Below are 25114 nucleotides of genomic sequence, written 5' to 3'. Positions count from 1 at the left end.
GCCCGCCCTGCCGACCCATGGCGGGCGATCCCCTGACTTGTGTCCGATGCCGCATCACACGGCACCGGCTATGCTGGCACCACGGCAAGAAGCCATCCGGAGCGTTCCATGAATCAACCCGTGCCCCCGCTGCCCCCGGCGCGTCGCAACCCCGTCGCCAGTTTCTTCATCGGGCTGTGGGACGTCATGAACTTCACCCGCCGGTTGATCCTCAACCTGGTGTTCTTCGGCCTGCTGTTCCTGCTGCTGGTGATGTTCGTCATCGCCGCCGGCATGGGCGCCGGTGCCAGCAAATCGCTGCAGGACCGCACGACCCTGGTGATCGCGCCGGAAGGCCGCCTGGTCGAGCAGTTCAGCGCCGACCCGGTCAGCCGCGCGCTGGCCAAGGCGGTGGGCGACAACGGTGCCGAAGAGATCCAGCTGCGCGACCTGCTGCGGGTGATCGAGTCGGCCAAGGAAGACAAGAAGATCGAGCGCGTGGTGCTGGAGCTGGACAAGCTGCAGCCGTCGGGCTTCGCTTCGCTGCGTGAAGTGGCCGCGGCACTGCAGGACCTGCGTGCGTCCGGCAAGCAGCTGGTGGCCTACAGCGAGAGCATGGGCCAGTCGCAGTACCTGCTGGCCGCACAGGCCGACGAGGTCTACCTGGACCCGATGGGGTCGGTGGTGCTCGAGGGCCTGGGCCGCTATCGCCAGTACTTCCGCACCGGCCTGCAGGACAAGCTGGGTGTGGACGTGCACCTGTTCAAGGTGGGCGAGTACAAGTCCGCCGCCGAACCCTACGTGCTCGACGCCGCTTCGCCGGCCTCCAAGGAAGCCGACCTGTTCTGGATGAACGACGTGTGGCAGCGCTACCTGGGCGACATCGCCAAGGCCCGCCGCCTGGATCCGGCACAGCTGGCCGCCGGCATCGACACGCTGCCGGAAGGCATCGCCGCTGCCGGTGGTGACCTGGCCAAGTTCGCCCTGCAGCAGAAGCTGGTGACGTCGCTGAAGACCCGCGAGGAATTCGAGGATCTGATGATCGAGCGCGGCGTGGCTGACGACGATGCCGACGGTGGTTTCCGCAACATCGACTTCGGCTCCTACCTGGGCCAGCTCGATGCGCGCCGCAACCCGGTCGACAGCCGTCCGCAGGTGGCGGTGGTGGTGGCTGCCGGCGAAATCAGCGGTGGCGACCTGCCGGCCGGCCGCATCGGTGGCGAATCGACCTCGGCGCTGCTGCGTGCCGCGCGTGACGACGAGAACGTGAAGGCCGTGGTGCTGCGCGTGGACTCGCCGGGTGGTGAAGTGTTCGCCTCCGAGCAGATCCGCCGCGAAGTGGTGGCCCTGCAGGCCGCCGGCAAGCCGGTGGTGGTGTCGATGGGCGACCTGGCCGCCTCCGGTGGCTACTGGATCAGCATGAATGCCGACCGCATCTATGCCGATCCGTCGACCATCACCGGTTCGATCGGCATCTTCGGCATGGTGCCGAACTTCAGCCGCGCGCTGGACAAGATCGGCGTGCACACCGACGGTGTCGGCACCACCCGTTTCGCCGGTGCGTTCGATGTCACCCGCCCGATGGATCCGGCCGTGGGCCAGGTCATCCAGTCGGTGATCAACAAGGGTTACGCCGACTTCACCGGCCGCGTCGCCGACGCCCGCAAGAAGCCGGTCGAGGCCGTCGACGAAGTGGCCCGTGGACGCGTGTGGAGCGGTGCGCAGGCCAAGGAACGTGGCCTGGTCGATGCCTTCGGTGGCCTGAAGGATGCGGTGGCCGATGCCGCCAGCCGCGCCAAGCTGGGCAAGGCTGACGCCTACCGCGTGCGTTACATCGAGAAGGCGGCAACGCCGTTTGCGCAGTTCGTCAGCGGTTTCGCCGGCAGCCGTGCAGGTGCCTGGATGCTGTCCGACTCGGGCATGGCGCGGATGGTGCTGTCGCGCACGATGCCCGAAGTGGATACGCAGCTGCGCTTTGTCGAGAACGCGGCCCGCGAGAAGGGCAACGGCACGCCGGTGAAGGCGCTGGCGTACTGCTTCTGCGGGTTCTGATCGGAAGCCATCCACGCACGGCGTGGATCTACTGGAAGCGCCCGGCCTCGGCCGGGCGTTTTCGTCTGCGGGGTTACTGCGTCGCGTCGGCCTCGGCCTTGCGCTCACGCGCGGCGGCATCGTCCACGGTCTTCTGCACGCCCTTGGCGCGGTCCAGCGGTTCGTTGATTGCGCGCGACATCGCCCGGGGCACCGGTGGCTTTTCCGGGTTCGGCGCCGGTGGGCGCTGGCAGCCCGCCAGCAGCGCGGTGGCCAGCAGGGACGTGGACAGGATCAGGATGCGCATGGTGGCACTCCGTGATGGGCGTGCGGGCAGTGTCGCATCCTCGGCAGGGGGCGGCCGTGAGCGCGTATCCTTGCCGCATCGAAACACAGCGGGCGCAGCCCGGGAGAACACATGACCCAGCAACGGTGGCGCCTGGACGGCCAGACCGCCCTGATCACCGGCGCCAGCGCCGGCATCGGCCTGGCCATCGCGCATGAACTGGCTGGCTTCGGCGCCGATCTGATGATCGTCGGCCGTGATATCGACATGCTGGAGACCGCGCGCGACGAACTGCTGGACGTGTATCCGCAGATGCAGGTACATGCGCTGGCCGCCGATGTCTCAGACGACGAGGACCGCCGCCAGATCCTGGACTGGGTGGAGGATCATAGTGATGGCCTGCACATCCTGGTCAACAACGCCGGCGGCAATGTCACCAAGGCGGCCACGGAGTATTCCGAGGACGAATGGCGGAAGATCTTCGAGACCAACCTGTTCTCGGCCTTCGAGCTGTCGCGCTATGCACATCCGTTGCTGGCACGCCACGCGTCGTCATCCATCGTCAACGTTGGCAGCGTGTCCGGCCTGACCCATGTGCGCAGCGGCGTGGTCTACGGCATGACCAAGGCGGCGATGCATCAGATGACCCGCAACCTGGCCGTCGAGTGGGCCGAGGATGGCATCCGGGTCAACGCGGTGGCGCCGTGGTACATCCGCACGCGGCGCACGTCCGGTCCGTTGGCGGACCCGGACTACTACGAGGAAGTGATCAACCGCACGCCGATGCGTCGTATCGGCGAGCCGGAGGAAGTGGCCGCAGCCGTGGGCTTCCTGTGCCTGCCGGCGGCCAGCTATGTGACCGGCGAGTGCATCGCGGTGGACGGCGGTTTCCTGCGCTACGGGTTCTGATCTTTCAGCAGGTAGTGCTGGCCGCTGGCCGGCAACTGCACTCATCTGAAGATCCTGTGGTTGCCGGCCAGCGGCCGGCACTACCGGGTGGCCGTTACCCCGGTACCGGGCAGTTGCTGGCCTCCAGCACACCCTGCAGCCGCTCGCGTTCACCGCGCGCGGTATCGCGGTTCTCCGGCGCGGCGAAGCGCTCACGGCCGCGGGCATCGCGGAAGCGCTGCTGCCAACCACCGCAGCGCTGCGCTTCGGGAAGCGCTTCGCAGTGGTCGCGCACCACTTCACAGCTGGCGGCATTCACCGGCGTCACTCCGCCAAGGCCCTGTACCGTCATCAGCTCGCAGCGGCCGGGCGCGGCTTCGTACTCGTACAGGTAGCCGCCGCCCTGGCTGTCGGTGCACTGGAAGATCGGAGGAAGCGGCGGCTTCGGTGGGCCGTCACCTGCCGCGGCGCGGGCCTCGGCATCGCGGCGCAGCGTCGCGCTGTCGAGGATCTGGTCGTCTCCTGCGTGTTCGACCATGCCTGCTTCCATGATCGTGCGTCCTTCGTCCGCGCGTCGTGGTTTTGCTGGGGCCGCAGGGGCAACAGCCGGTCCGGCCGGCACCGGCGCGGGTGTTTCAACGGGCGCGGATGCAGGTTCGGCGGCTACAGGCGCAGCGGCGGCCGCCTGCGAGTTGGCCGGGTCGGGGATGCGCAGCACCTGCTGCTTGCTGCCGGTGGCGCACGGCGTGCGCTGCAGGGTAGGGACGTCACTGCTGCTGGAGGTACAGCGGTAGATCACGCCCTCTTCGGCCAACGCGCTTCCGGGCAGCAGCACCAGGAGCAGCCAGATCACTCGGTTCATGCGCACAGCGTACAGGCTGCGACGGCGTGCTGCGCTCAGCGTTCGCAATCGCGCGACAGGCGCGCATCGATACCGCGCTGTTCGTTGCTGATGGCGGTGCGTTCACTCTGCAGCGCGCTGTTGTAACGGCGATCCAGCTCCCAGCGGCGGTCACTCAGCCGTGCGCAGACTTCCTGTGGTGGCAACGCATGGCAGCTGTCGCGGACCAGCACGCTGCCGGCCGGCACCTGCACGTCCATGCCGATCGAGGGGCGGCGATAACCCGTGCCTTCGCCGATCGGCGTGCCGATGGCCGGGCGTGGTCCGGGATAGGCTGGACCACGATGGCCGTGCGGCAGCCAGACACTGGTCCACAGCGGCACCCAGCGTGGATTGCCTTCGTTGTTGTCGCTGGTATAGCGCCGTCCGTCCTCGCTCACGCACTCGTACATCGGCTGCGGCGGCTGGATGTAGACGTGGCGGACTTCGCGCTCGCGGATGACCGGGGTTTCGCTGGGCGGCGGAGGCGTGGCATCACTGCGCACCACCCGTGGAGCGGGATCGCGCGGGCGCTGCAGGTCGCGCACCTGCTGGCGGCCGCTGTTGCACGGCCTGTCCTGCAGGGCGACGGCACCGTTGCTGGCAACGCAGCGGTAGACACGCACGTCCTCGGCCGCGGGTGCCGTCCACGGCAGCAGCAGGCACAGGCTCAAGGTGGCGCGCAGCAGGGTCATGGCGGCAGGGTGCGTGATTGTCCGCAGCAGCGCAATCGCCGGCTCAGGAGCGCAGCACGTTGCCGCTGAGCGCGTCGCGGATCGGGGTGGGCTGGGCCAGGCCGCCGGTCTGCCCATCGAGGATGCCGTCGAGCAGGCGCAGCAGGCGCGGGTCCAGTTCTTCGCGGCTGCGCGCTGGTGGTTCGCCGGCCAGGTTGGCACTGGTGGAGACCAGCGGGCCACCCCAGGCGCGGCAGAGTTCGGCCACCAGCGGGTGCGCGCTGATGCGCACCGCGATACCGCTGTGTTCGCCGGTGACCCAGGGCTGCGCGCGCGGGCCGGCAGGCAGGATCCAGGTGTTGGCACCGGGCCAGCTGGCCAGCACCGCGCGCTGGCGGGCGTCGGGCAGCGCCTGCAGCCGCACCCAGCCTTCCAGCTGCGCCAGTTCGGCCGCGACCAGGATCATGCCTTTCTCGATCGGGCGCTGCTTCAGCCGCAGCACCATGTGCACCGCAGCTTCGTGCGAGGGATCACAGCCCAGGCCCCAGACCGCTTCGGTCGGGTAGGCGATCACGCCGCCCGCGCGGAGCGTGGCGACAGCAGAGTCCAGGGTGAGTTCTTTCATGGCGGCGACCGGCCCGGCGTGGGCCTTCATTATCCCCCTGCCGCGTGCAGAAGGGGTGGACCCTGGCACCCGGTAGTGCCGGCCGCTGGCCGGCATCAGCGGTAGGTACAGACTGCTTATGGTGGGTGCGGACCGTTGGTCCGCACACCTTGACCCTCATCCACGCATGGCGTGGATCTACTTCTTTGCAGCGGCCTTCTTCGCCGGGGCTTTCTTCGCAGCAGCCTTCTTCACCGCTTTCTTTGCCGGGGCCTTCTTGGCAGGCGCTTTCTTCGCAGCGGCCTTCTTCGGCGCCGCTTCCTTCTTCACCGCCGCCTTCTTTGCCGGGGCCTTCTTCGCGGCAGCCTTCTTGGCGCCGAAGCCCTTGCGCACCGGCTTGCCGGTTTCTTCCATCAGCTGCTGCACTTCGGCCAGGGTCAGCGAGGCCGGTTCGCGATCCTTGGGGATCTTGCCGTTCATCTTGCCGTCGCTGATATACGGGCCGAAACGGCCGTTCAGCACCTGGATGTCGCTGCCCTCGAACTCCTTGATGATCCGGTTGCGCGCGATCTCTTCCTTCTCTTCGATCAGGAACACGGCGCGGGCCAGGTCGATGGTGTACGGGTCGTCTTCCTTCTTCAGCGAGGCATAGGTGCTGCCGCGCTTGGCGAACGGGCCGAAACGGCCGATGCCGACGCTGACCGGCTCGCCCTTGTCCTCACCCAGCGTGCGCGGCATCAGGAACAGTTCCAGCGCGTCTTCCAGGGAGATGGTGTGCATCGACTGGCCGGGGCGCAGCGAGGCGAACTTCGGCTTCTCCTCGGCGTCCTCGGCGGTGCTGCCGATGGCCGCATAGGGCCCGAAGCGGCCCAGGCGCACGCTGACCGGCTTGCCGGTCTTCGGGTCGGTGCCGAGCTCGCGCGCGCCACTGGCCTCGGCACGGTCGACCGATTCCTTCTTGTCTTCCACCAGCTCCTTGAACGGCTCCCAGAAGCGGGCCATCAGCGGGATCCACTCTTCTTCGCCACGCGAGACGGCGTCGAGCTCGTCTTCCAGCTTGGCGGTGAAGTCGTAGTCCACGTACCGGGTGAAGTGGCTGGACAGGAACTTGGACACCGCGCGGCCCACATCGGATGGGCGGAAGCTGCGGCCTTCCATTTCCACGTACTTGCGGAACAGCAGGGTCTGGATGATCGAGGCGTAGGTCGAGGGACGGCCGATGCCGTACTCTTCCAGCGCCTTCACCAGCGCCGCTTCGGTGTAGCGCGGCGGCGGCTGGGTGAAATGCTGTTCGGCCTGGATGCGTTCCAGCGGCACGCGGTCGCCGGGCTTCATCGCCGGCAGCTTGCGGCCTTCGTCCTCGTCTTCGGCGCTCTTGTTGTCCTTGCCTTCTTCGTACACGGCCAGGAAGCCGGGCACCACCACGGTGGTGCCGCTGGCGCGGAACACGTGTTCGCTGCCGGCGGACAGATCGACGCTGACGGTGTTGAGGGTGGCCGGAATCATCTGGCAGGCCACCGCACGCTTCCAGATCAGCTCGTACAGCTTGCGCTCGTCATCGGTCAGGTAGCGCGCCACCTGCGCAGGCGTGCGCAGCGCCGAGGTCGGGCGCACCGCTTCGTGCGCTTCCTGGGCGTTCTTCGACTTGGTCTGGTAGGTGTTCGGCTGGTCCGGCAGCGAGGCGATGCCGTAGTCGCGGGCGATCACGTCGCGGATCTCGGCCAGCGCGTCCTGCGACAGGTTCACCGAGTCGGTACGCATGTACGAGATCAGGCCGACGGTGCCTTCGTCACCGATCGCCACGCCTTCATACAGCTTCTGCGCCACCTGCATGGTCTTGCGGGTGGTGAAGCCGAGCTTGCGCGAGGCTTCCTGCTGCAGGGTGGAGGTGGTGAACGGCGGCGCCGGGCGGCGCTTGCGCTCCTTGCTGGCCACATCGGTGACATGCAGCGAGCCCTGCGCGGCCTGCTGGATGCGCAGGCGGGCCGCCTCGGCGGTGTCGCCGTCGGTGATGGTGAACTGTTCGAACTTCTGCCCGTCCAGCTTGATCAGCTTGGCGTTGAAGTGCTGCGACGGGTGCGCGCACTCGGCGGCGATCGACCAGTATTCGCGGGCGATGAAGGCTTCGATCTCTTCCTCGCGCTCGACGATCATGCGCAGCGCCGGGCTCTGCACGCGGCCGGCGGACAGGCCGCGCTGGACCTTGCGCCACAGCACCGGCGACAGGTTGAAACCGACCAGGTAATCCAGCGCGCGGCGCGCCTGCTGGGCGTCGACCAGGTCGCTGGCGATCGCGCGCGGCTGGCTGATCGCTTCCTTGATGGCGCGCGGGGTGATCTCGGTGAACACCACGCGCTGCATCGGCTTGTCCTTGACCAGCCCGCGTTCCTTCAGGATCTCGGCGATGTGCCAGCTGATCGCTTCACCCTCGCGATCCGGGTCGGTCGCCAGCAGGATGTCGTCGGCGCCCTTGGCGGCCTTGGCGATCGCATCGACATGCTTTTCGTTCTTGTCGATCACGTCGTAGTGCATGGCGAACCCGTTGTCAGGGTCGACTGCGCCTTCCTTCGGGATCAGGTCGCGCACGTGCCCATACGAGGCCAGGACCGTGTAGTCCTTGCCGAGGTATTTGTTGATCGTCTTGGCCTTGGCCGGCGATTCGACGATGAGCAGGTGCTTGGGCATGTCAGGAAAGGTCTGTGGGCGGACCGGGGGAGAGGGGCCGCTAGGGTGGAGCAAACGGCCGCATTAGTGAAGCGGCCACGGGCAAATCCATAAACTGAACGCCCGGTAATGTGCCGGGCGTTCAGGTTTCACCTTATTAGAGGAATCACGCCCGGCCAGCCCATGTCAAGCAGCCAGGCGTGAGGATGGCCGTTCATGAGGCCATCTTGGCGATGAAGCCAACCGCGAACACCATGAGCGCCAGGCCCACCAGCGACAGCAGGCCGGTCAGTACGAGCACCAGCACGGTCACCGTGCCCAGCTCCCGGCGCTGCAGCTGCGGCTGGTCGGTGTAGGCCCAGCGGTCGACCACCAGGGTGTCGCAGATCATGTCGTGCAGGCCCTGCTTGCGCTCGGTGAAGGCGGCCATCAGGAAACCGATGCCGAGGGTGAAGGTGCTGAGCACCGCGGCCCAGTAGCGACCAAATGCGCGGGCCTTGGTCAGGCGCTCGCCATTGCTGCGCACGACCTTGATGCCGACCGCCATCTTGCCCAGCGTGGCACCGCCCTGCGAGGCATGGAACCAGGTGTAGTACGCCATGCCGATGGCCAGGTTGATCAGGGCACTGGCCAGCTGGGCCACGATTTCGATGGCCGATTCGCCGCTGCCCACCGCACCCATGCTGGCACCAAGCGCCACACCGAGGATGGCGCCGATGATGCCGCCGGGGATGGCCAGCACGAAGTAGTCGATCATGTAGGCCGCCACGCGCTTCCAGAAGCCCGCGTAGACCACTTCGCCGCCCATCACCGGCTGGGCATGGCCGCCGCCGCCGAGCGCCGCAGGGGCGCTGTAGGGCGAACTGCTGAGGGCGCCGGTGCCAGGCAGTGGCGCCGTACCGTTGTCGATGGCGGCATAGTCGCCACGCAGGTCGAAGCCGCCACTGCCGGTGGCCGTGCTGGCGTCGGCCAGTGTCTGCAGTCCCAGTTCGTCGACCACCTGGCGCAGCGCAGCCCACTGCGCCATGCCCTCGCGCCAGACCAGGGTGTCCAGGTTCAGCTGGCCGCGCTGGAAGCGCTGGCGGATCTCCTGGACCGGCAGCGGGCCCTGGCGTTGCTGTCCTTCGGCGTAGTACCACTCAGTCATTGCATGTTCCCTGTTGAATCATCCTTGGAGGTGCTGGCGTGCGCGTGGTTCAGCCGCGGCACGTCGGCGGCAGGTACTTGTCGTTGCTTTCGCCACTGCATTCCCAGCGGCCGCTGTCGCGATCGTATTCCAGCCACAGCAGGTCGCCATCGAGGCTCTTGCCGGGCAACGCCAGGGTGGCTTCGATGCCGCAGTGGCCATTGTTGAAGCGACCGATGTTCACCGCCGACAGCCCTGCATGGGCGAAGTCACCCGGGGCCGGGAAGCCGGCGTCGTTGGCACCGGGGCAACGGCCTTCGTCATCGGCGAAATGCTGCACCTGGTCCTTCAACGGCTGCAGCGCGGTCACTGCGCCGGCGACCTTGGCGCGCACGGTGTAGTCGTTGTAGGCGGGCAGCGCGATGGCGGCCAGGATGGCCACGATCGGGACCAGCACCAGCAGCAGGCCGCCGCCGATGATGGCGGTCAGGGCGCAGCCGGACAGCTTTTTCTTCGGCGCCGGCAGGGCGGTGGCCGATGCACTGGTGGTGTAGGGCGTGGACGGCGGCAGTACCGGCGGTTGCGGCGGAGGCGGTGCCACCGGTTCCGGATCGGGCTCGGGTTCCACCGGCGGTGCGGCAGCGTCCAGCGCCGGCACGATCAGGCCGAGTTCGTCGACCACGGTGCGCAACGGCTGCCATTGCGGCAGGCCGTCGCGCCAGACCAGAGTGTCCAGGGAGATCTGGTTGTTGCGGAACAACTCGACCAACTGTTCCGCCGGCAGCGGACCCTGCTGCCGGTTGCCTTCTGCATGGAACCACTCGCTCACGGGGACGCTCCTGAATGCGCTATGCCCCCAAGTGTACGGTCAGTGCAGGGGTTCTGGCTCGTCCATGAACATCTGCGTCTCCATCCAGGCGTACGCCGCCTCGGAGCCGGGCTGGTTGAACAGCACCATCAGCACGACCCACTTCAGGTCGTCCAGGTCCAGTTCGTCCTGGTCCAGGGCCATGGCCCGGTCCAGCACCAGCTCGCGCTGGTCGGCGTCGAGGATGCCGTGCTGTTCCAGGTACAGCAGGAAACCACGGCATTCCACGTCCAGCTTGTCCAGTTCGGGGCCGTGGTAGACGCGCACGGGGCCATCGACCCGTGCCTGGGCCACGCTCGGCCGCTGCGCGGCCAGGGCATCGAGCCAGTCGAATGCCTTGTTGATCTCGGTTGGGCTGAAACCGGCCTGGATCAGGCCGTTCTGGAGCGAATCGCGGTCACGGATCAGGTCCGCATCTTCGCTGAAATAGTGTTCAAACAGGTACAGCAGTACGTCCAGGATGCTCTCTTTCATTGCCCCTCGGCCTGCGTCGCGCGACGCTGTGGAGGTGAAGAAACTAGGGAGTTCGACAGTAGCGGCCGTGTACGCACACCACGATTCCCGCCAGTTCCATGGCCAGCAGCATGGAGGACACCTGGGGCGCCGTCAATCCACAGCGCGTGATCAGTGAATCCATACCGCTTGGGTTGTGGTCCAGGGCCCGCCACAAGCTCTGGTAGTCAGGGTCGTCGGCCCAGCGCGCCGGCAGGAGTGCCGGCGGTGCCTGTTCAGTGGGGGTGGCGAGCCGTGATTGCAAGCCCGGCAGCTGCTGGCGAAGGGCGGGCGCCAGCAGTCCAAGGACCTCCTCCGGGCGCTCGACCAGTGCGGCACCCTCGCGGATCAACCGGTGGCAGCCCGCGGCGCGTGGGTTGAGTACCGAACCGGGCAGGGCACAGACCTCGCGGCCGGCCTCGGCGGCCAGGCGTGCGGTGATCAATGCGCCGGAGCGCTGGGCGGCCTCGACCACCACCGTCGCCAGCGCCAGCCCGGCCACCAGGCGGTTGCGGGCTGGAAAGTGACCGGGGCGTGCCGGCGTGCCCGGCAGGTACTCGCTGAGCACCGCGCCTTCGGCGGCGATGCGGGCCTGCAGCCGGGCATGGTTGTCCGGGTAGGTCCGGTCCGGGCCGGTGCCGATCACCGCCACGGTGCAGCCCCCGGCGTCCAACGTGGCCTGGTGGGCGGCCGCGTCGATGCCTGCCGCCAGGCCGCTGGTCACCGCCAGCCCGGCTTCGACGAAGCAGCCGGCAAACCGGGCGGCCAGGGCGCGTCCGCCCGGCGTCGGCGAGCGGCTGCCGACCAGCGCCACCGACGGGCGCCAGGCCAGGCTGGGGTCGCCGGCGATGAACAGCGCCAGGGGTGGGTTGGGGACATCCAGCAGGGGCGGGGGGAATGCCGGATCGGTGAAGGCCAGCAGGTGCTGGTTGTCGTCTTCCAGCCAGCGCCGTGCCGCGGCCCAGGCCCGGGTGTCCGGGCGTTCCAGCGCGGCGCACTGCTCAGGCGTGCAGCCGTGCGCACGCCAGTTCGCGGCGCCCTGCGCGATCGCAATCTCCGCGCTGCCTGCGGCCTGCAGCAGGGCCCGCCGTGGCGCCAGCGCGCCGCCTGCCATCAACAGGCGCAGCAGCGCCTCGTCAGCTTGGTTGGTCATCCCCCCACTATCGAGCGCATACAACAAAGGCGCCCTAGGGCGCCTTCGCATGTGGCTGTCAGGTTTTGCCGGAGGTGCCTGCCGGCCAGCGGCCGGCACTACCTGCAGTGGCCGGGCACCCCGGGACTGGTTACTTCGCGTCCGGGTGCAGTGCGTTGAACCCCACACGTACCGGCTTCACGCCCTGCATCACCAGCGCGTAGCTGACGTTGTCGAAGGTACGGAACACCATGGCGTGCGCGGCGTATTCGTCCGGCAGCGAAACCCGGCCGGCGCCGGTGCTGAGCGAATCGTCCATGCGCGACGAGGTGGGGTACTTCATGCGGTGCGCCACGTGGCGGCCCGGGCGCCACAGCGAGAACACGGTGCCGTTGTCCACGCCCTGGGCGCGACCTGCGGAAATCGCGATCACATCGCGCGGGCCAGCGGCGGTGAACATGTCGGTGACGGCCAGCACGCGCACATCGACGCCCTCGACACCGGCGGCCGGGACATGGGGGACGAACTGCAGGTCGTACGGCTTGGCCTCGACCGGGACCAGGCGGTCGCCGGCACGCACCTCGCGGCCGCCTTCGTTCTTGTCCAGCACCAGGGTGGACGCCTCGACCTTGCCGCCGGCGACATGGGTGATGGTGCCGGTGGCGACCTGGGCCAGCTCATAGCCGAGTATGCCGCGGCGGTGGTTGGGGGCGTTGTAGGCCCGCCACAGGTTGCCGCTGCCGGGGGTGACGTCGCCGTTGGCGGTCAGGTCCTCGGTCGGCTTGGGCTGGGCGTAGCGCACGGTCGGGCGGACCACGGCCCAGCGCTGGCCCAGCTGGGCGTCGGCCAGGCGCACGTAGACCGCACTGCCGCTGGTGACGCGCAGGCGTTCTTCTTCCAGGCCGGCCACGTAGGGTAGCTGCTCGATGCTGTCGACCACGCTCAGCTGCTTCAGGAACGGCTCGACCTGGGCCAGCGGAATGGCATCGATCGGGGCTTCCTGGCGCGGGCCGGGCTTGGCAGCGACGGTTACCCGGTCCAGATAGGCCAGGCTGAGCACGTCACCGGGATAGATCAGGTGCGGATTGGCGATCTGCGGATTGGCCTGCCAGATCTCCGGCCACAGCCACGGCTTCTGCAGGAAACGTGCGGCGATATCCCACAACGTATCCCCTTTTCGGACCACATAGGTGTCCGGGTGCCCGCCATTCACTTCCACGGCGGTAGCATAGGCAGCCACGGTCAGCATCGCCGCGGCGACGACCGTACGAAAACGAAGCAACATAGGTGTGAAGCCCTGATTCCCCAACAGGTCCGCGCACTATAGTCCAGAAACCGGGGCGCAAGGCAAGCGTTGGAGCTAGAATCTGCGACGTATGCCGGCGTGCCGGCCCCCTATCCGGAAACAGCCATGGCCCTTCTCCCCATTCTCGAGTTCCCCGATCCGCGCCTGCGTACCAAGGCTGCGTTGATCGAAGCCGCCGAAGTCACCACGCCGGCCTTCCAGGAACTGATCGACAACATGTTCCTGACCATGTACGACGCCCCGGGCATCGGCCTGGCCGCCACCCAGGTGGACGTGCACAAGCGCTTCATGGTCATCGACGTCAGCGAAGAAAAGAATGAACCGCATGTGTTCATCAACCCGGAAATCGTCGCCAAGGACGGAGGCCGGGTGTACCAGGAGGGCTGCCTGTCGGTTCCGGGCATCTTCGCCGACGTGACCCGCGCCGATACCATCACCGTGAAGTACCTGGACCGCAACGGCCAGGAACAGCAGCTGGAAGCCGGCGAAGTGCTGGCCACCTGCATCCAGCACGAGATGGATCACCTGGACGGCAAGCTGTTCATCGACTATCTGTCGCCGCTCAAGCGCGAGATGGTGCGCAAGAAGCTGGCCAAGCAGCGCAAGCACGTGGCGTGATCGCCAATCCGGGCCGCCCTTCGGGTGGCCCGTGCCTGCGCGACGCGCGCGGGCTGTACGGCGCCGGCCGACGGCGCCGTTTTCTTTCCTGCACGAATCCATCCTGCAAGTGGGGTAGCCATGAGGATTGTCTTTGCCGGTACGCCGGAATTCGCGGTGTCGTCGCTGCGCGCGGCTGCGCGCCACCATGAGGTCGTGGCCGTCTACACCCAGCCTGATCGTCCGGCCGGCCGTGGCCGTGGCCTGGCGCCGTCGCCGGTCAAGCTTGAAGCCGTGGCCCGTGGCATTCCGGTCTACCAGCCCGAATCGCTGAAGGATGAAGCCGCCCAGCAGCAGCTGCGCGACCTGCAGCCGGACCTGATGGTGGTGGTGGCCTATGGCCTTATCCTGCCCAAGGCGGTGCTGGCCATTCCGACCCACGGTTGCTGGAACGTGCATGCCTCGCTGCTGCCGCGCTGGCGCGGTGCCGCGCCGATCCAGCGCGCGATCCAGGCCGGCGATGCGAAGACCGGCGTCTGCCTGATGCAGATGGAGGCCGGCCTGGATACCGGCCCGGTGCTGCTGCACCAGGAGCTGCCGATCGCGGCCACCGATACCGGTGGCCAGCTGCATGACAAGCTGGCGGAACTGGGCGCGCAGGTGCTGTCCGACGGCCTGGGCCTGCTGCGGGCCGGCATCAAGCCGATCGCGCGGCCGCAGCCGGAGCAGGGCGTGACCTACGCGCACAAGCTGGACAAGGCCGAGGCCCGTCTGGACTGGGCGCTGGATGCAGGGGCGCTGGCACGCACCGTGCGCGCCTTCAATCCGTGGCCGATCGCCGAGGCGACGCTGGCTGGCGAGCGGGTGCGCATCCATGGCGCGGTGGCGCTGGATGAGGCCCACGGCCAGGCGCCGGGCACGGTGCTGGCGGCCAGCCGCGATGGCATCGACATCGCCTGTGGCCAGGGCGCCCTGCGCCTGCGTGTGCTGCAGCGGGAAGGTGGCAAGGCGATTACTGCGGCCGACTACCTCAACGCCCGCCGCGATCTGCGCGTGGGGGCATAAGCGGTGTCGAAGCAGAACGATTTCTCCGTCGCCAAGGCGGCGCCGGGCGCGGCCACGCGCATGCTGGCCGCACGTGTGCTGGCACAGGTGTTCACCCGTGGCCGTTCGCTGAAGGCCGAACTGGCCTGGGCGCTGCCGAAGCTGGCCGACAGCCGCGACCGCGCGCTGCTGGAAGCCCTGTGTTTCGCCGTCCTGCGCCGCCGCAGCACCTATGACGCGGCGCTGCAGTCGTGGATGCAGAAGCCGCTGTCGGCGCGTGATGCCGATCTGCGCACGCTGCTGATGGTCGGGTTCGCCCAGCTGGACGTGCTGGAGCTGCCGGCGCACGCGGCGCTGTCGGCCACCGTCGATGCCGCGCGTGCACTGGGCCGTGAGCGCCAGGCGGGCCTGGTCAATGCGATCCTGCGCCGCGCGCAGCGCGAAGGTTTCCCGGAGCAGCCAGCGCGCGATGCCTTCCCGGAATGGCTGGCCGATGCGGTGGAACGCGATTGGCCGGCACAGGCCGACGCGATCTTCAGCGCCAGCCTGCAACCGGCGCCACTGTGGCTGCGCGCCAACCGCCAGCAGGGCGGTCGTGACAAGGCACTGGCCGCGCTGGCCGAAGCCGGCATTGCCGCAGAAGCCAGTCCGCTCAGTGCCGACGCGTTGCGCCTGGCCTCTCCGGTTGCCGTGAATCAGCTGCCCGGCTTCGCCGAGGGCGCGATCTCGGTGCAGGACCTGTCGGCGCAGTGTGCCGCCGATGCGCTGGCCCCGGTGGCCGGTGCCCGCGTGCTGGACGCTTGTGCGGCACCCGGCGGCAAGTCGGCGCATCTGCTCGAGCGCGACCCCAGCCTGCGCCTGCTGGCGCTGGATATCGACGCGCGCCGCCTGGCCCGTGCACGCGATACCTACACCCGTACCGGCGTGGGCGAGCATGCGCAGACCCTGGCGGCAGATGCCAGTGATCCGGGCGCCTGGTGGGATGGCGTGCCGTTCGACGCGATCCTGCTTGATGCGCCGTGCTCGGCGACCGGCGTGATCCGCCGCCAGCCGGATGTGATGTTCCACCGTCGCGCCGAAGACATCGATGCACTGGTCGGCGTGCAGGCGCGCCTGCTGGAAGCCTGCTGGTCGATGCTGCGCCCGGGCGGCGTTCTGTTGTATGCCACCTGTTCGATCCTGCGCGCCGAGAACATCGATCAGGTGCGCGCGTTCCTGAAGTGGCATCCGGATGCCGTGGCGCAGCCGCTGGGCGATGCATTCGGCGTGGATTGCGAAGGGCTGGCGCGCCAGCGGCTGCCGGGTGAAAACGATGCTGACGGTTTCTTCTACGCGCGTCTGTTAAAAGCAGCCTGACCCCCGCTGCCGTTTCGAGTCCCATGCTGAAAGCCCACGCGTCGCGCCAGACGTGGTTGTTGGTGGTGATGGCCCTGCTGGTGCTGGGGGCCGGCCTGGGCCTCCGTGATCCGTGGCCCTCGGACGAGCCACGTTTCGCGCTGGTGGCCAAGCAGATGGTCGACAGTGGCTACTGGTTGTTCCCGCATCGCGGCCCCGAGCTGTATTCGGACAAGCCGCCGATGCTGATGTGGTTGCAGGCGGCGATGTACAGCCTGGTCGGCCACTGGCGGGTGGCGTTCCTGCTGCCCTCGCTGCTGGCCGCGCTGGGCACGCTGTGGTGCGTGGTCGATCTCGGCCGCCGCCTGTGGACGCGGCAGGTGGGGCTGTACGCGGGCTGGGCACTGCTGTTCGCGCTGCACTTCACCTTCCAGGCGAAGAAGGCGCAGATCGATCCGCTGGTGGTGCTGTTCATCACCCTGGCCAACTACGGCCTGCTGCGCCATCTGCTGCTGGGTCCGGCCTGGCGCTGGTGGTGGCTGGGCTGGTTCTTTGCCGGCATCGGTGTGATCACCAAGGGCGTAGGCGTGCTGGCGCTGATGATGATCGCACCGGCGGCAGTCGCATCCGTGCTGCACTGTCCGCGGGTACGCCTGCACGTGCGCGACCTGCGTTTCTGGCTGGCACCGCTGGCCTTCCTGCTGGCGGTGTCGTTGTGGCTGGCGCCGATGCTGCTGGCAGGCTTCGCCACCGGTTCGGAGCCGTACCGCGCCTACATGGATGACATCCTGTTCCGGCAGACCGCGCGGCGCTATACGCAGTCCTGGGACCATCACCAGCCGTGGTGGTACTTCCTGGCGATCATGCCGTCGATGTGGATTCCCGCGTTCCTGCTGCTGCCCTGGGCGCTTCCGGCCTGGTTCCGGCGGCTGCGCCGGCGCGATGCACGCTACCTGCTGCCGTTGGCCTGGTGGCTGCTGGTCGTGCTGTTCTTCTCCCTTCCGCACGGCAAGCGCGACGTCTACATCCTGCCGGCATTGCCGATGTTCTGCCTGGCGTTGGCGCCGTTGCTGCCCGGGCTGCTGAGGCGACGCGATGTGCAGCGCGTGCTGGGCGCATTCACCGCGTTGCTGGCACTGGCGCTGGGGCTGGTGGGTGCGCTGGCGCTGCTGGGTGATCCGGATTTCGAAGTGCGCCTTACCCATGGCCGCGGGTTGCTTCCCGGTGCCACCGATGCGCTGGCCTGGGCGGCGCTGGCGATGGCGGTCTGGTCGGCCTTGAGCCTGTGGGTGTGCGGGCGCCAGCGTCGGCACGTTGCCCTGGTCTCTACCCTGGCAGGAGTCTGGGTGCTGTACAGCCTGGTCGGTTATCCGGTGTTGAACGACTCCAGCTCGGCCCGTGGCCTGATGCGTGAAGTGAGTGCACGCATCGGCCCGCAGGCCGAGCTGGGACTGGTGGCATGGAAAGAGCAGAACCTGCTGATGGCCGATCGCCCGGCGGCCACCTTTGGATTCGAAGCACGTTGGCATCAACAGCTGCAGGCGGCCGTGCGCTGGCAGCGGCTGGTTCCGCAGCAACGCTGGCTGCTGGTGAACGAGGATGCGATGCAGGCCTGCATCGATCGTGCGCGGGCCGAGATGGCGGGCATTTCCAATCGTCGCCGCTGGTGGCTGGTGCCTGCCGATGCGGTCGCCGGCGACTGCCGGCCGTCAGCGGCGGAACTCGAGCACGAGCGCCGCCTGCAGGGGCCCGGCATCACCGATTGAGCGTTCGGGGAGCGTGGCTCAGGTGCTGGCCAGGGCGGCGTGGTAGCTGGCCAGCGTGGCGTCGGCGAATGTCTGCAGGCCGAACTCCCGCTGTGCATGGCGGCGTGCTGCGCGGCCCTGTTCCGGCAGCGCATCGCGCTGTGCGTACAGCGCCTGTACCTGGGCGGCGATGGCGTCGATGTCGCGTGTGGCAACCACCCAGCCATCGACGCCTTGTTCGATGTTCTCCGGCAGGCCTGCGTAGTCGCTGACCAGCATCGGCTTGGCGCTGGCCATCATCTCGCGGCAGGCGAAGGAGATCGTCTCGACGTCATGGGACAGTACGAAGCCAGCATCGCCAGCCGCGATCAGGACACGGGTATCGGCCAGCAGGCCGGTGAAGTGCACCTGCGCGGCCACCTTGCCCAGCGCCTGCACCTGTTCGCGCTGCTGCGCGCTGGGCAGGTGGCCGGCCACGGCCATGTGCACATGCGGACGCACCGCATCGGGCAGCCGTGCGATGGCCCGGGCCAGGTCGATCCAGCCCTTGTAATCGTCGGTGCCGGCGTTGCTGACCAGCACCAGCGCCTGTGGATCCTGCGTCCACTGCTGGCGCAGCGCGCTGCCGGTGCCGGCCGGCTGCGGTGAGTAGCGCTCCAGGTCAACGCCATTGCGGACCACGTCGATCGGGCAGCGACGGTACGGGCCCTGTTCCAGCAGGCGCTTGGTGTCGGCCGAGACCGCAATCAGCCGATCGGTGGCCCAGCGTGCGCGCAGCGCATTGCCAAAGGTATTGGTGGGTTTGCTGTTGTGCTTGGTCAGCACGATCGGCGGGCGGCGCATGCCCAGCAGCCCCTGCATCACGAAGCGGTGGTCGCGTGCACCGTTGACATGGATCAGGTCGATGCCTTCATCGTGGACCAGCCTGCGCAGCGCGCGCTGTTCGGCCAGCTGCCGGGGCAGCGTTGGCAGGCCGCTGCCGAACGCAATCGGCAGTGTGCGGGCAATGCCTTCATCGGCCATGGTCCTCAGCAGGCGGCTGTCGGCCGGCGCGGCGACGTGGAGCGTGTGCTGGCCGTGCAGCGCACGCGCCAGCGAGACGATGTACGTGGTGTGGCCGCCACCGTCGCCGTAGTGGAAGTTGGTGTACAGGATTTTCATGGGGGGTCTTCAGGCAACGCCCGCGCAGTGTGACACAGCGTGGTCAAGGCCGGTCCGCGGAAGGCGCCGGGTCGGCCACCGCCTGTCCATTGCCCAGCATCCACAACATGATGGTCTTCTGCCGCACGTAGTTGGCCCGTACATAGGCGTAGACCAGGCCGTGCCAGCCGTCGCGGAAGCCGCCACGGAACAGGAAGCCGCGCCAGAACCGCCAGGCCGGCGCCAGCACCAGCTTGCCCAGCGTGGCCCGCTTGCCGCGTGCGAACTCGTGCTCGGCCATCATCCGCGCGTACTTCTCGGTCTTGGCCAGCTGCTGCTGCAATGACCGGTACGGATAGTGGATCAGGTCGCCGCGCAGGGTGCCCACACTGCCGTCGACACTGGCCGCCTCGTGGATCTCGCGCTTGCCGCGCCAGCCGCCGCGGCGGCGGTCGAACAGGCGCATCACCCGGTCCGGGTAGGCATTGCCATGGCGCAGGAACTTCCCGAAGTACTCCGAGAGGCGGGCGAAGCGGTAGCCGGCCTGGCCGCCGAAGCCACCGTCGCGGGCCTGCTCGATGGCGGTGCGCAGCTCGGGGCTGATGCGCTCGTCGGCGTCCAGGCACAGCACCCAGTCGTGGCTGGCCTGCTCGACGCAGAACGCCTTCTGGCTGCGGAAGCCCTCGAACCGGCGCTGCAGCACGCGGGCACCGGCGGACTCGGCGATGGCTACGGTGGCATCGGTGGACTGCGAGTCCACCACCACGATCTCATCGCAGAAGGCCAGCGAGGCCAGGCAGTCGCCGATGCGCCCGGCCTCGTTGAACGCGATAATGCACGCCGAGATGCGAGGCCGTTCGATGGGAGCGGTCGTGGAGGACATGATGGCCGGGTACCTGTTGTTTGCGACGGAGCGCTATGCGCTGCCTATTCTCGCCCCGTTGGCGCAGGCCTTGCACGCGTCCGGGCAGGAGGTGGCGGCCTGGTTCGAGGACGGCGCGGCCGGCAGCAGCCTGCCGGGGGTGCCCAACGTGGGCCTGAAGCAGGCCCTGGCAATGCGTCCGCGGGCGGTGTTCAGCGCGGCCAACTGGGTGCCGACCTTCCTTTCGGGGGCCAAGGTGCAGCTGTTCCATGGCTTCAACGTGGAGAAGCGGGACAGTGCGCGCGGCCACTTCCGGGTGCGCGGCATGTTCGACCTGTACTGCACGCAGGGGCCGGCCACGACCGCACCGTTCCGCGAGATCGCCAGCCTGCAGGGCCACTTCGCCGTGGCCGAGACTGGCTGGCCGAAGCTGGACCCGCTGTTCCGCGATGACGGAGGCGAGAGTTCCGCGCTGCGCGCACCGGCCGGTGACCGCCCGGTGATCCTGTTCGGTTCCACCTTCACCGAGCGGCTCAGCGCGGCTCCGCACCTGCATGCGCAGATCGCCGCTGATATCGCCGCCGGTGACCACTACTGGCTGCTGACCCTGCACCCGAAGTGCCCACCGGAACTGTTCGAACGCTACCGCGCGCTGGCCGGTGCCAATGCCCGCTTCATCGAGCCGGAGCAGGTGATGGCCGCGCAGCGTGCCGCCGATGTGCTGGTGTCGGACACCTCATCGATCGTTTCGGAGTTCATCGTGCAGCACAAGCCGGTGGTGACCTTCCGCAACCGCGTGCCGAAGCCGCACATGATCGACTTCGATGATCCTGCGCAGCTGCAGGCGATGCTGCAGCGCGCGCTGCACCCGGACGCCGCGCTGCAGGCGGAAATCGTGCGCTACGCCGATGCCATCCACCCTTACCGCGATGGCCGCTCCAGTGAACGGGTGATCGCGGCCACCGAGGATTTCCTGTCCGGTGAAATGGGTGCGTTGCGGCGCAAGCCATTCGGCAGCTGGGTGCGCGATCTGCAGATCCGCAAGAACCTGGGGTATTGGGGCCCGTCGCAGCGCTGATGCCTCGCTGACCCCGCTCGCGGTAGTGCCGGCCGCTGGCCGGCAACCTCGGGAATGGCGGCAGTTGCCGGCCGGCGATCGGCACGACCTGTAGTGCTTACCAGCGCAGCTTGCGCCGCGCCAGCGCCGCGGCCAGTTGATCCATCACCTGTTGGGCCTGTGCCTGCGGCAGATGATGCAGCGTCAGCGCCACATCACCATGCGCGCCGGCGGTATCCAGCTGCAGGCTGCTGGTGCCCAGCAGTTTGTCCAGCGGCGAGCGTTGCAGGCGCAGGCCCTGCACCTTGTCCAGCTCGGCCCAGCGCCACCAGCGCTTCCACCAGCCGCCGCGCACCGCCACATAGTGTTCGTCCAGGTACCAGCCCATGCGTGCCATCTGCCGGTGCGCGACCAGCAGCGCCACCGGCAGCCACGCCAGCACCAGCAGGCCCCATGGGCCCCAGCGCCAGTACGCGGCCGCAGCCAGCAGCGGCACCAGCACCAGTGCGCCCAGGCACAGCCGCCACCAGCCGCGCTGCGGAATGGACTGCCATTGCAGCGGAGGCCACTGCAGCTGCGGCAGCAGGTGCTGCACCAGCTGCTCACAACGTGTACTGGACGCCAGCGGCGCGAGTTCGCGCAGGGCGCGGTCCTCATCGCGCGCGGGGCCACCGGCGGCACTGTCGATGCGCAGCTGACGCAGCCCGAACCAGCGCTGCAAAGTACCTTCGCGCAGCGTCCAGGCCTGGATGCGCCGGCGCGCCACGCTGCTGCGGGTGCGGCTGAGCAGACCGGCCGATACGGTCAGGCGTCGGTCCTGCTCGCTGAGGGTGAAGCCGTGGTAGCGCAGCAGCGTCAGCACCACCGACAGCACGCGCAGCGCCAGCCAGCCCAGCAGCAGCGCGGCAGCCAGCAGCAGAAACGCACCGGTCACGCCGGGGTGCAGATGGCTGGCGTAGCCAAAGGCTTCGCGTCCACCGCGCTGGAGGGCATCGTCCATCACCGGCCGTGGCACGGTCTGGAACAGCACGCCGAACGCGGCGATCGCCAGCGCCCAGCCGCGGTTGGAGAGCAGGCCCATGCGTACCACGTCCCAGCTCGACAGGCGCAGCAGTACCTGCTCGTTCTCAGTCGCGGTGCTGGCAACCGGGTCGGGCTCGGTGATGCCGGCGGCCTGCGGCGCCTGCCCGCGCTGGCGGACCAGCCGTTCCAGCGCCAGCGCCTGGTCCAGCTTCAGCACCCGCATTTCCGCTTCCGGGCGCACGCCACCGGCCGATTCCAGGCGCAGCTCGGCCACACCAAACAGGCGGTGCAGCGGGTTCTGCCGCACCTCCACGTTGTGGATGCGCGCGAACGGAATCTCGCGCCGGTTGCGCGCGAGCAGGCCGCTGCGCACGGTGATCGCATCACTGCCGATACGGTAGCGGTAGCTGAGGTACTGCAGCACCGACACCAGTACCAGTGCGGCAATTGCCGTCAGCGGAATCAGCTGCGCCCACATCGGGTCGCGGTCGCCGCGCTGGCCGAACACCAGCAGTGCGACCAGCGGCAGGAAGTAATGGCGCAACTGCATCAACAGTACGAACAACCACGACCACGGATGCAGGCGGTGGTCCTCGCCACCGGCGGGCAGTGCTGCAGGCAGAGGCGGTGGCAGGCTCACAGGGCGTCGGCGTCCTGGTCGAGCTGGTGGGACAGGGTATCGCGCAGGCGCTCGGCATCCGCCTCGTCCAGGCCGCTGACGGTCACTGCGCTCATGCGGGTTCCGGCGGTATGCACGATCAGCGTGGCCAGGCCGGCACGGCGTTCCAGTGGGCCGCGGCGCAGGTCCAGGTGCTGCACGCGCGAAATGGGGATGCGCGTTTCCAGCTGCCACATCAGGTCGCGGCGCAGGCCCAGCCCTTGGGCATCCAGCCGCCAGCGGGTGCGGACCAGGCGCCGGCGGCCGAGCCAGGCGCCGAAGACGATGCCGATCAGCAGCCCAAGGGCGGCCGTCCACAGGCCGCCGGGCAGGTCGAAGAACCACGCGGCTGCGGCCAGCGGCAGGCCCGGCACAAACAGGCCGCCGAAGGCACCTTCCAGTGCGGCCAGCCGCGCGGCGCGGCGCGGCAGCGACTGCCAGGCATCGGTGGTCGGAGCAGTAAGGGGAACGTCGGTCACGCGGGCTCCGTCAGGTGGCAGGGCGGGCGGTGGCGGCCGTGGCCGCACCGCGCAGACGGTAGCAGGTCGGCTGCGTTACTGGGCAGCCTGGATCAGCGCGTCCACATCCAGCATGTGGCCGGCACGATCAGCCTTGGTGCGCAGGTAGTGCTCGTTCTCGGCGGTGATCTCGCCGGTGACCGGAATGCAGTCCAGCACCTCGATGCCAGCGTTGCGCAGGCGCTGCGCCTTGGTCGGGTTGTTGCTGAGCAGGGCCACGCGCGAAATGCCCAGGCCGCGCAGCATCGCCACCGCGCTGCCGTAGCGCCGTTCGTCGGCGCCGAAGCCGAGCTGTGCATCGGCATCGATGGTGTCCAGACCGTCATGCTGGTAGCCATAGGCACGCATCTTGGCCGCGATGCCGGTACCGCGGCCTTCCTGGTCCAGGTACAGCAGCACGCCGCCGCCCAGTTCCTTCAGCTTGCGCAGGCCGCGCCGCAGCTGGTCGCCGCAGTCGCACTTGAGCGAACCGAACAGGTCGCCGGTCAGGCACGAGGAGTGCACGCGTACCGGTACCACCGCCGACAGATCCGGTTCGCCGACGATGATCGCGACCTGGTCACGCTGGGCGACGCCACCACGGAACACCGCGAACGTGGTCATGCCGACATCGCGCAGCGGTACCGGCGAACGCGCCACCAGTTCGTAGTCATGCGCGGCATGTGCTGCGCCCTCGGCCAGGTCGCACAGCGCAACCTCGGCCGCGCCATCGAAGGTGTGGTCTTCGGCGTCCAGGCGCACCGCCACCATCGCCGGCAGCAACAGGCCGAGGCGGGCCAGTTCCACCGCGCCTGCATCGAAGGCGTCACCGGCGCTCCAGCCGTCCGGCATCGGGCCCGGTTCACGCAGGTAGCCCAGCGAGGGCAGGGCATCGAAGTCAACACCGGCCAGCGGCAGGCGCGCACCTTGCGGGGCCTCCACGCCAAGCACGCGGGCGCGGGTGGCGGTCAGGAACAGGTAGTGCCGCTCGCGGGCGGCATTGGCGAAGGCAGCGAAGCTGCTGGCCGTGGCGCTGTCCAGCGCGATCACCGCCAGGCGCTGGCCCTGGCCATCGTGGAGCAGCACCGGGCGACCGGCACGCAGTTCGGCCACCGCGCGCTCGCAGCGGATCGCGGCCGGATCGCCGAACAGGGAAGAAGCAGCAGACATGGCAGGACCGGGGGAGTCGGACATCGCAGTCTCTATGGGGGCGCCGGCGTCGTATTCAACGTGGTGCGGCCGCCGGTCGCAGGGGCCGGATGGGCCTGGGTGCGGCGGCCGTCAGTGCGGATGCTCTTCGGTCGCGTACGGGTCTTCCTCGCCGCTGCCCGGTGGCCGCAGCGTATAGCGCTTGTAGGTCCACTGGTACTGCGCCGGATCGCGGCGGGCAATGCGCTCGATGCCGGCATTGAGCGCGGTGGCGGCCACCTGCGGGTCGGGGTCGGCCACGGCGGCGTCGGTCGGTTCGATGTGCAGGGCGAATTCCATGTCCGGGCCGATGCGCTCGCACCAGCCATACAGCACGGTGGCGCCGGTGCGCTCGGCCAGCCGGTTGACCAGGGTCATGGTTAGGGCCTGCACGCCGAAGAACGGCACGAACACGCCATCGCCGGCCTTGGGCTGCTGGTCGGGCAGGATGCCGGTGGCACCGCCGTCCTTGAGCACCTTGAACAGCTGGCGCACGGCCGGGCCTTCGGCGCGCACTTGCTGTACGTTCTGGCCGCCCCGCACCAGTTGCAGGAAGGCATCGCTGGCCTCGTCCTCCGGTGGCTTGTAGACGATGGCGATCTGACCGCGCGAGGCCAGCCACTGGTTCAGCAGCTCCCAGTTGCCGAAGTGCGGCGCGGCCACGATCACGCCCTTGCCGCTGGCCAGGGCGGCGTCGTACAGGGCCTCGCCGTGGCGCTGCTTCAGGTGCAGGCGCAGGTTGTCGGCCGGCGCCTGGCTCCACAGGCGCAGGGTCTCGATGGCCTGCAGGGCGGTGGAGCGCAGCAGCTCCCGGTGCAGGCGGTCGCGCGTGGCGCGGTCCAGGTCCGGGTAGGCCAGCTCCAGGTTGCGTCGGGTGACGCGGCTCTCACGGGCGTTGAGACTGATCCAGGTCCAGGACAGGGCACGGGCGATTCCCCGCAGCAGCGGCCAGGGCAGGCGGGCGAACAGGGTGGTGGCGCGGTAGACCAGCCGGGCTTTGCGTTGCGGATTCATCTGCGCCAGTTTAGCCAAGGGCGC

At 68.6% G+C, this 25114-nt stretch carries 23 protein-coding genes; 7 read left to right on the top strand and 16 right to left on the bottom strand.

Annotation, left to right across the window (positions count from 1 at the left end; genetic code table 11):
• The first annotated feature begins 108 nt into the window (after positions 1-108).
• Complete coding sequence (sppA, locus tag ACZK33_RS20890; RefSeq protein ID WP_132810849.1) at positions 109-2031, top strand: signal peptide peptidase SppA; 1923 nt, start codon at positions 109-111, stop codon at positions 2029-2031.
• Between the two features lie 73 nt (positions 2032-2104).
• Here the strand turns inward: sppA and ACZK33_RS20885 are convergent, their stop codons facing one another.
• Positions 2105-2317: a hypothetical protein gene (locus ACZK33_RS20885; RefSeq protein ID WP_049400999.1), complete on the bottom strand. Its 213-nt coding sequence runs from the start codon at positions 2315-2317 to the stop codon at positions 2105-2107.
• 111 nt (positions 2318-2428) lie between these two features.
• Between ACZK33_RS20885 and ACZK33_RS20880 the strand changes: the two genes are divergently transcribed.
• Positions 2429-3205 carry an SDR family oxidoreductase gene (locus tag ACZK33_RS20880; protein ID WP_010481164.1) on the top strand — a complete coding sequence of 259 codons (777 nt, stop codon included), beginning with the start codon at positions 2429-2431 and terminating at the stop codon, positions 3203-3205.
• A gap of 94 nt (positions 3206-3299) precedes the next feature.
• On the opposite strand, the gene ACZK33_RS20875 is transcribed toward ACZK33_RS20880, so the two are convergent.
• From ACZK33_RS20875 to ACZK33_RS20835, 9 genes are all read right to left on the bottom strand, one after another.
• The gene (locus tag ACZK33_RS20875; RefSeq protein WP_253143471.1) at positions 3300-4046 is read right to left on the bottom strand and encodes a hypothetical protein; all 747 of its coding nucleotides are present in this window, start codon (positions 4044-4046) and stop codon (positions 3300-3302) included.
• A 35-nt stretch (positions 4047-4081) separates the two neighbouring features.
• Positions 4082-4759 carry a DUF4124 domain-containing protein gene (locus tag ACZK33_RS20870; protein WP_049401000.1) on the bottom strand — a complete coding sequence of 226 codons (678 nt, stop codon included), beginning with the start codon at positions 4757-4759 and terminating at the stop codon, positions 4082-4084.
• Between the two features lie 43 nt (positions 4760-4802).
• Positions 4803-5393 (bottom strand): L-threonylcarbamoyladenylate synthase type 1 TsaC, encoded by a 591-nt coding sequence (tsaC, locus tag ACZK33_RS20865; protein ID WP_019338925.1) that lies wholly within the window; start codon positions 5391-5393, stop codon positions 4803-4805.
• Between the two features lie 147 nt (positions 5394-5540).
• A complete protein-coding gene (locus tag ACZK33_RS20860) occupies positions 5541-8027 on the bottom strand; it encodes a DNA topoisomerase I (protein ID WP_423174153.1) in 2487 nt (828 codons plus the stop codon).
• 193 nt (positions 8028-8220) lie between these two features.
• Positions 8221-9153: an RDD family protein gene (locus ACZK33_RS20855; protein ID WP_049461963.1), complete on the bottom strand. Its 933-nt coding sequence runs from the start codon at positions 9151-9153 to the stop codon at positions 8221-8223.
• Positions 9154-9202: 49 nt separating this feature from the next.
• Positions 9203-9961, bottom strand: coding sequence for a pilin (locus ACZK33_RS20850; protein WP_049423390.1), 759 nt, complete (start codon positions 9959-9961; stop codon positions 9203-9205).
• A gap of 39 nt (positions 9962-10000) precedes the next feature.
• Positions 10001-10474 carry a DUF494 family protein gene (locus ACZK33_RS20845; RefSeq protein WP_005411195.1) on the bottom strand — a complete coding sequence of 158 codons (474 nt, stop codon included), beginning with the start codon at positions 10472-10474 and terminating at the stop codon, positions 10001-10003.
• A gap of 43 nt (positions 10475-10517) precedes the next feature.
• Complete coding sequence (dprA, locus tag ACZK33_RS20840) at positions 10518-11645, bottom strand: DNA-processing protein DprA (protein ID WP_423174152.1); 1128 nt, start codon at positions 11643-11645, stop codon at positions 10518-10520.
• A gap of 130 nt (positions 11646-11775) precedes the next feature.
• Positions 11776-12909, bottom strand: coding sequence for a LysM peptidoglycan-binding domain-containing protein (locus tag ACZK33_RS20835; RefSeq protein ID WP_032128553.1), 1134 nt, complete (start codon positions 12907-12909; stop codon positions 11776-11778).
• 126 nt (positions 12910-13035) lie between these two features.
• Between ACZK33_RS20835 and def the strand changes: the two genes are divergently transcribed.
• From def to ACZK33_RS20815, 4 genes are all read left to right on the top strand, one after another.
• Positions 13036-13548, top strand: coding sequence for a peptide deformylase (gene def, locus ACZK33_RS20830; protein ID WP_008267110.1), 513 nt, complete (start codon positions 13036-13038; stop codon positions 13546-13548).
• A gap of 120 nt (positions 13549-13668) precedes the next feature.
• Positions 13669-14592 carry a methionyl-tRNA formyltransferase gene (fmt, locus tag ACZK33_RS20825; protein WP_032128555.1) on the top strand — a complete coding sequence of 308 codons (924 nt, stop codon included), beginning with the start codon at positions 13669-13671 and terminating at the stop codon, positions 14590-14592.
• A gap of 3 nt (positions 14593-14595) precedes the next feature.
• The gene (gene rsmB / locus ACZK33_RS20820) at positions 14596-15927 is read left to right on the top strand and encodes a 16S rRNA (cytosine(967)-C(5))-methyltransferase RsmB (protein WP_423174151.1); all 1332 of its coding nucleotides are present in this window, start codon (positions 14596-14598) and stop codon (positions 15925-15927) included.
• Positions 15928-15950: 23 nt separating this feature from the next.
• A complete protein-coding gene (locus ACZK33_RS20815) occupies positions 15951-17672 on the top strand; it encodes an ArnT family glycosyltransferase (RefSeq protein WP_423174150.1) in 1722 nt (573 codons plus the stop codon).
• Positions 17673-17690: 18 nt separating this feature from the next.
• Here ACZK33_RS20815 and ACZK33_RS20810 read toward each other — a convergent pair whose 3' ends face one another.
• Positions 17691-18812: a glycosyltransferase family 4 protein gene (locus ACZK33_RS20810; protein ID WP_423174149.1), complete on the bottom strand. Its 1122-nt coding sequence runs from the start codon at positions 18810-18812 to the stop codon at positions 17691-17693.
• 43 nt (positions 18813-18855) lie between these two features.
• Positions 18856-19674, bottom strand: coding sequence for a glycosyltransferase family 2 protein (locus ACZK33_RS20805; protein ID WP_049401006.1), 819 nt, complete (start codon positions 19672-19674; stop codon positions 18856-18858).
• Between ACZK33_RS20805 and ACZK33_RS20800 the strand changes: the two genes are divergently transcribed.
• The gene (locus tag ACZK33_RS20800) at positions 19673-20731 is read left to right on the top strand and encodes a CDP-glycerol glycerophosphotransferase family protein (RefSeq protein ID WP_329810282.1); all 1059 of its coding nucleotides are present in this window, start codon (positions 19673-19675) and stop codon (positions 20729-20731) included. The two genes, ACZK33_RS20805 and ACZK33_RS20800, sit on opposite strands and share 2 nt — an antisense overlap.
• A 97-nt stretch (positions 20732-20828) precedes the next feature.
• Here ACZK33_RS20800 and ACZK33_RS20795 read toward each other — a convergent pair whose 3' ends face one another.
• From ACZK33_RS20795 to ACZK33_RS20780, 4 genes are all read right to left on the bottom strand, one after another.
• Positions 20829-22373, bottom strand: coding sequence for a PH domain-containing protein (locus tag ACZK33_RS20795; RefSeq protein WP_032128560.1), 1545 nt, complete (start codon positions 22371-22373; stop codon positions 20829-20831).
• Positions 22370-22870 carry a PH domain-containing protein gene (locus tag ACZK33_RS20790; protein ID WP_049401009.1) on the bottom strand — a complete coding sequence of 167 codons (501 nt, stop codon included), beginning with the start codon at positions 22868-22870 and terminating at the stop codon, positions 22370-22372. Before ACZK33_RS20790 ends, ACZK33_RS20795 begins: the two co-directional genes overlap by 4 nt.
• Positions 22871-22945: 75 nt before the next feature.
• A complete protein-coding gene (ribA, locus tag ACZK33_RS20785) occupies positions 22946-24082 on the bottom strand; it encodes a GTP cyclohydrolase II RibA (RefSeq protein ID WP_423174148.1) in 1137 nt (378 codons plus the stop codon).
• 87 nt (positions 24083-24169) lie between these two features.
• The gene (locus ACZK33_RS20780; protein WP_049461974.1) at positions 24170-25090 is read right to left on the bottom strand and encodes a lauroyl acyltransferase; all 921 of its coding nucleotides are present in this window, start codon (positions 25088-25090) and stop codon (positions 24170-24172) included.
• Positions 25091-25114 lie beyond the last annotated feature (24 nt).

This window comes from Stenotrophomonas sp. 86156_Sma, assembly GCF_056481625.1.
The sequence above is the reverse complement of the archived record's forward strand: the minus strand, read 5'-3'. Positions and strand labels throughout refer to the sequence as shown.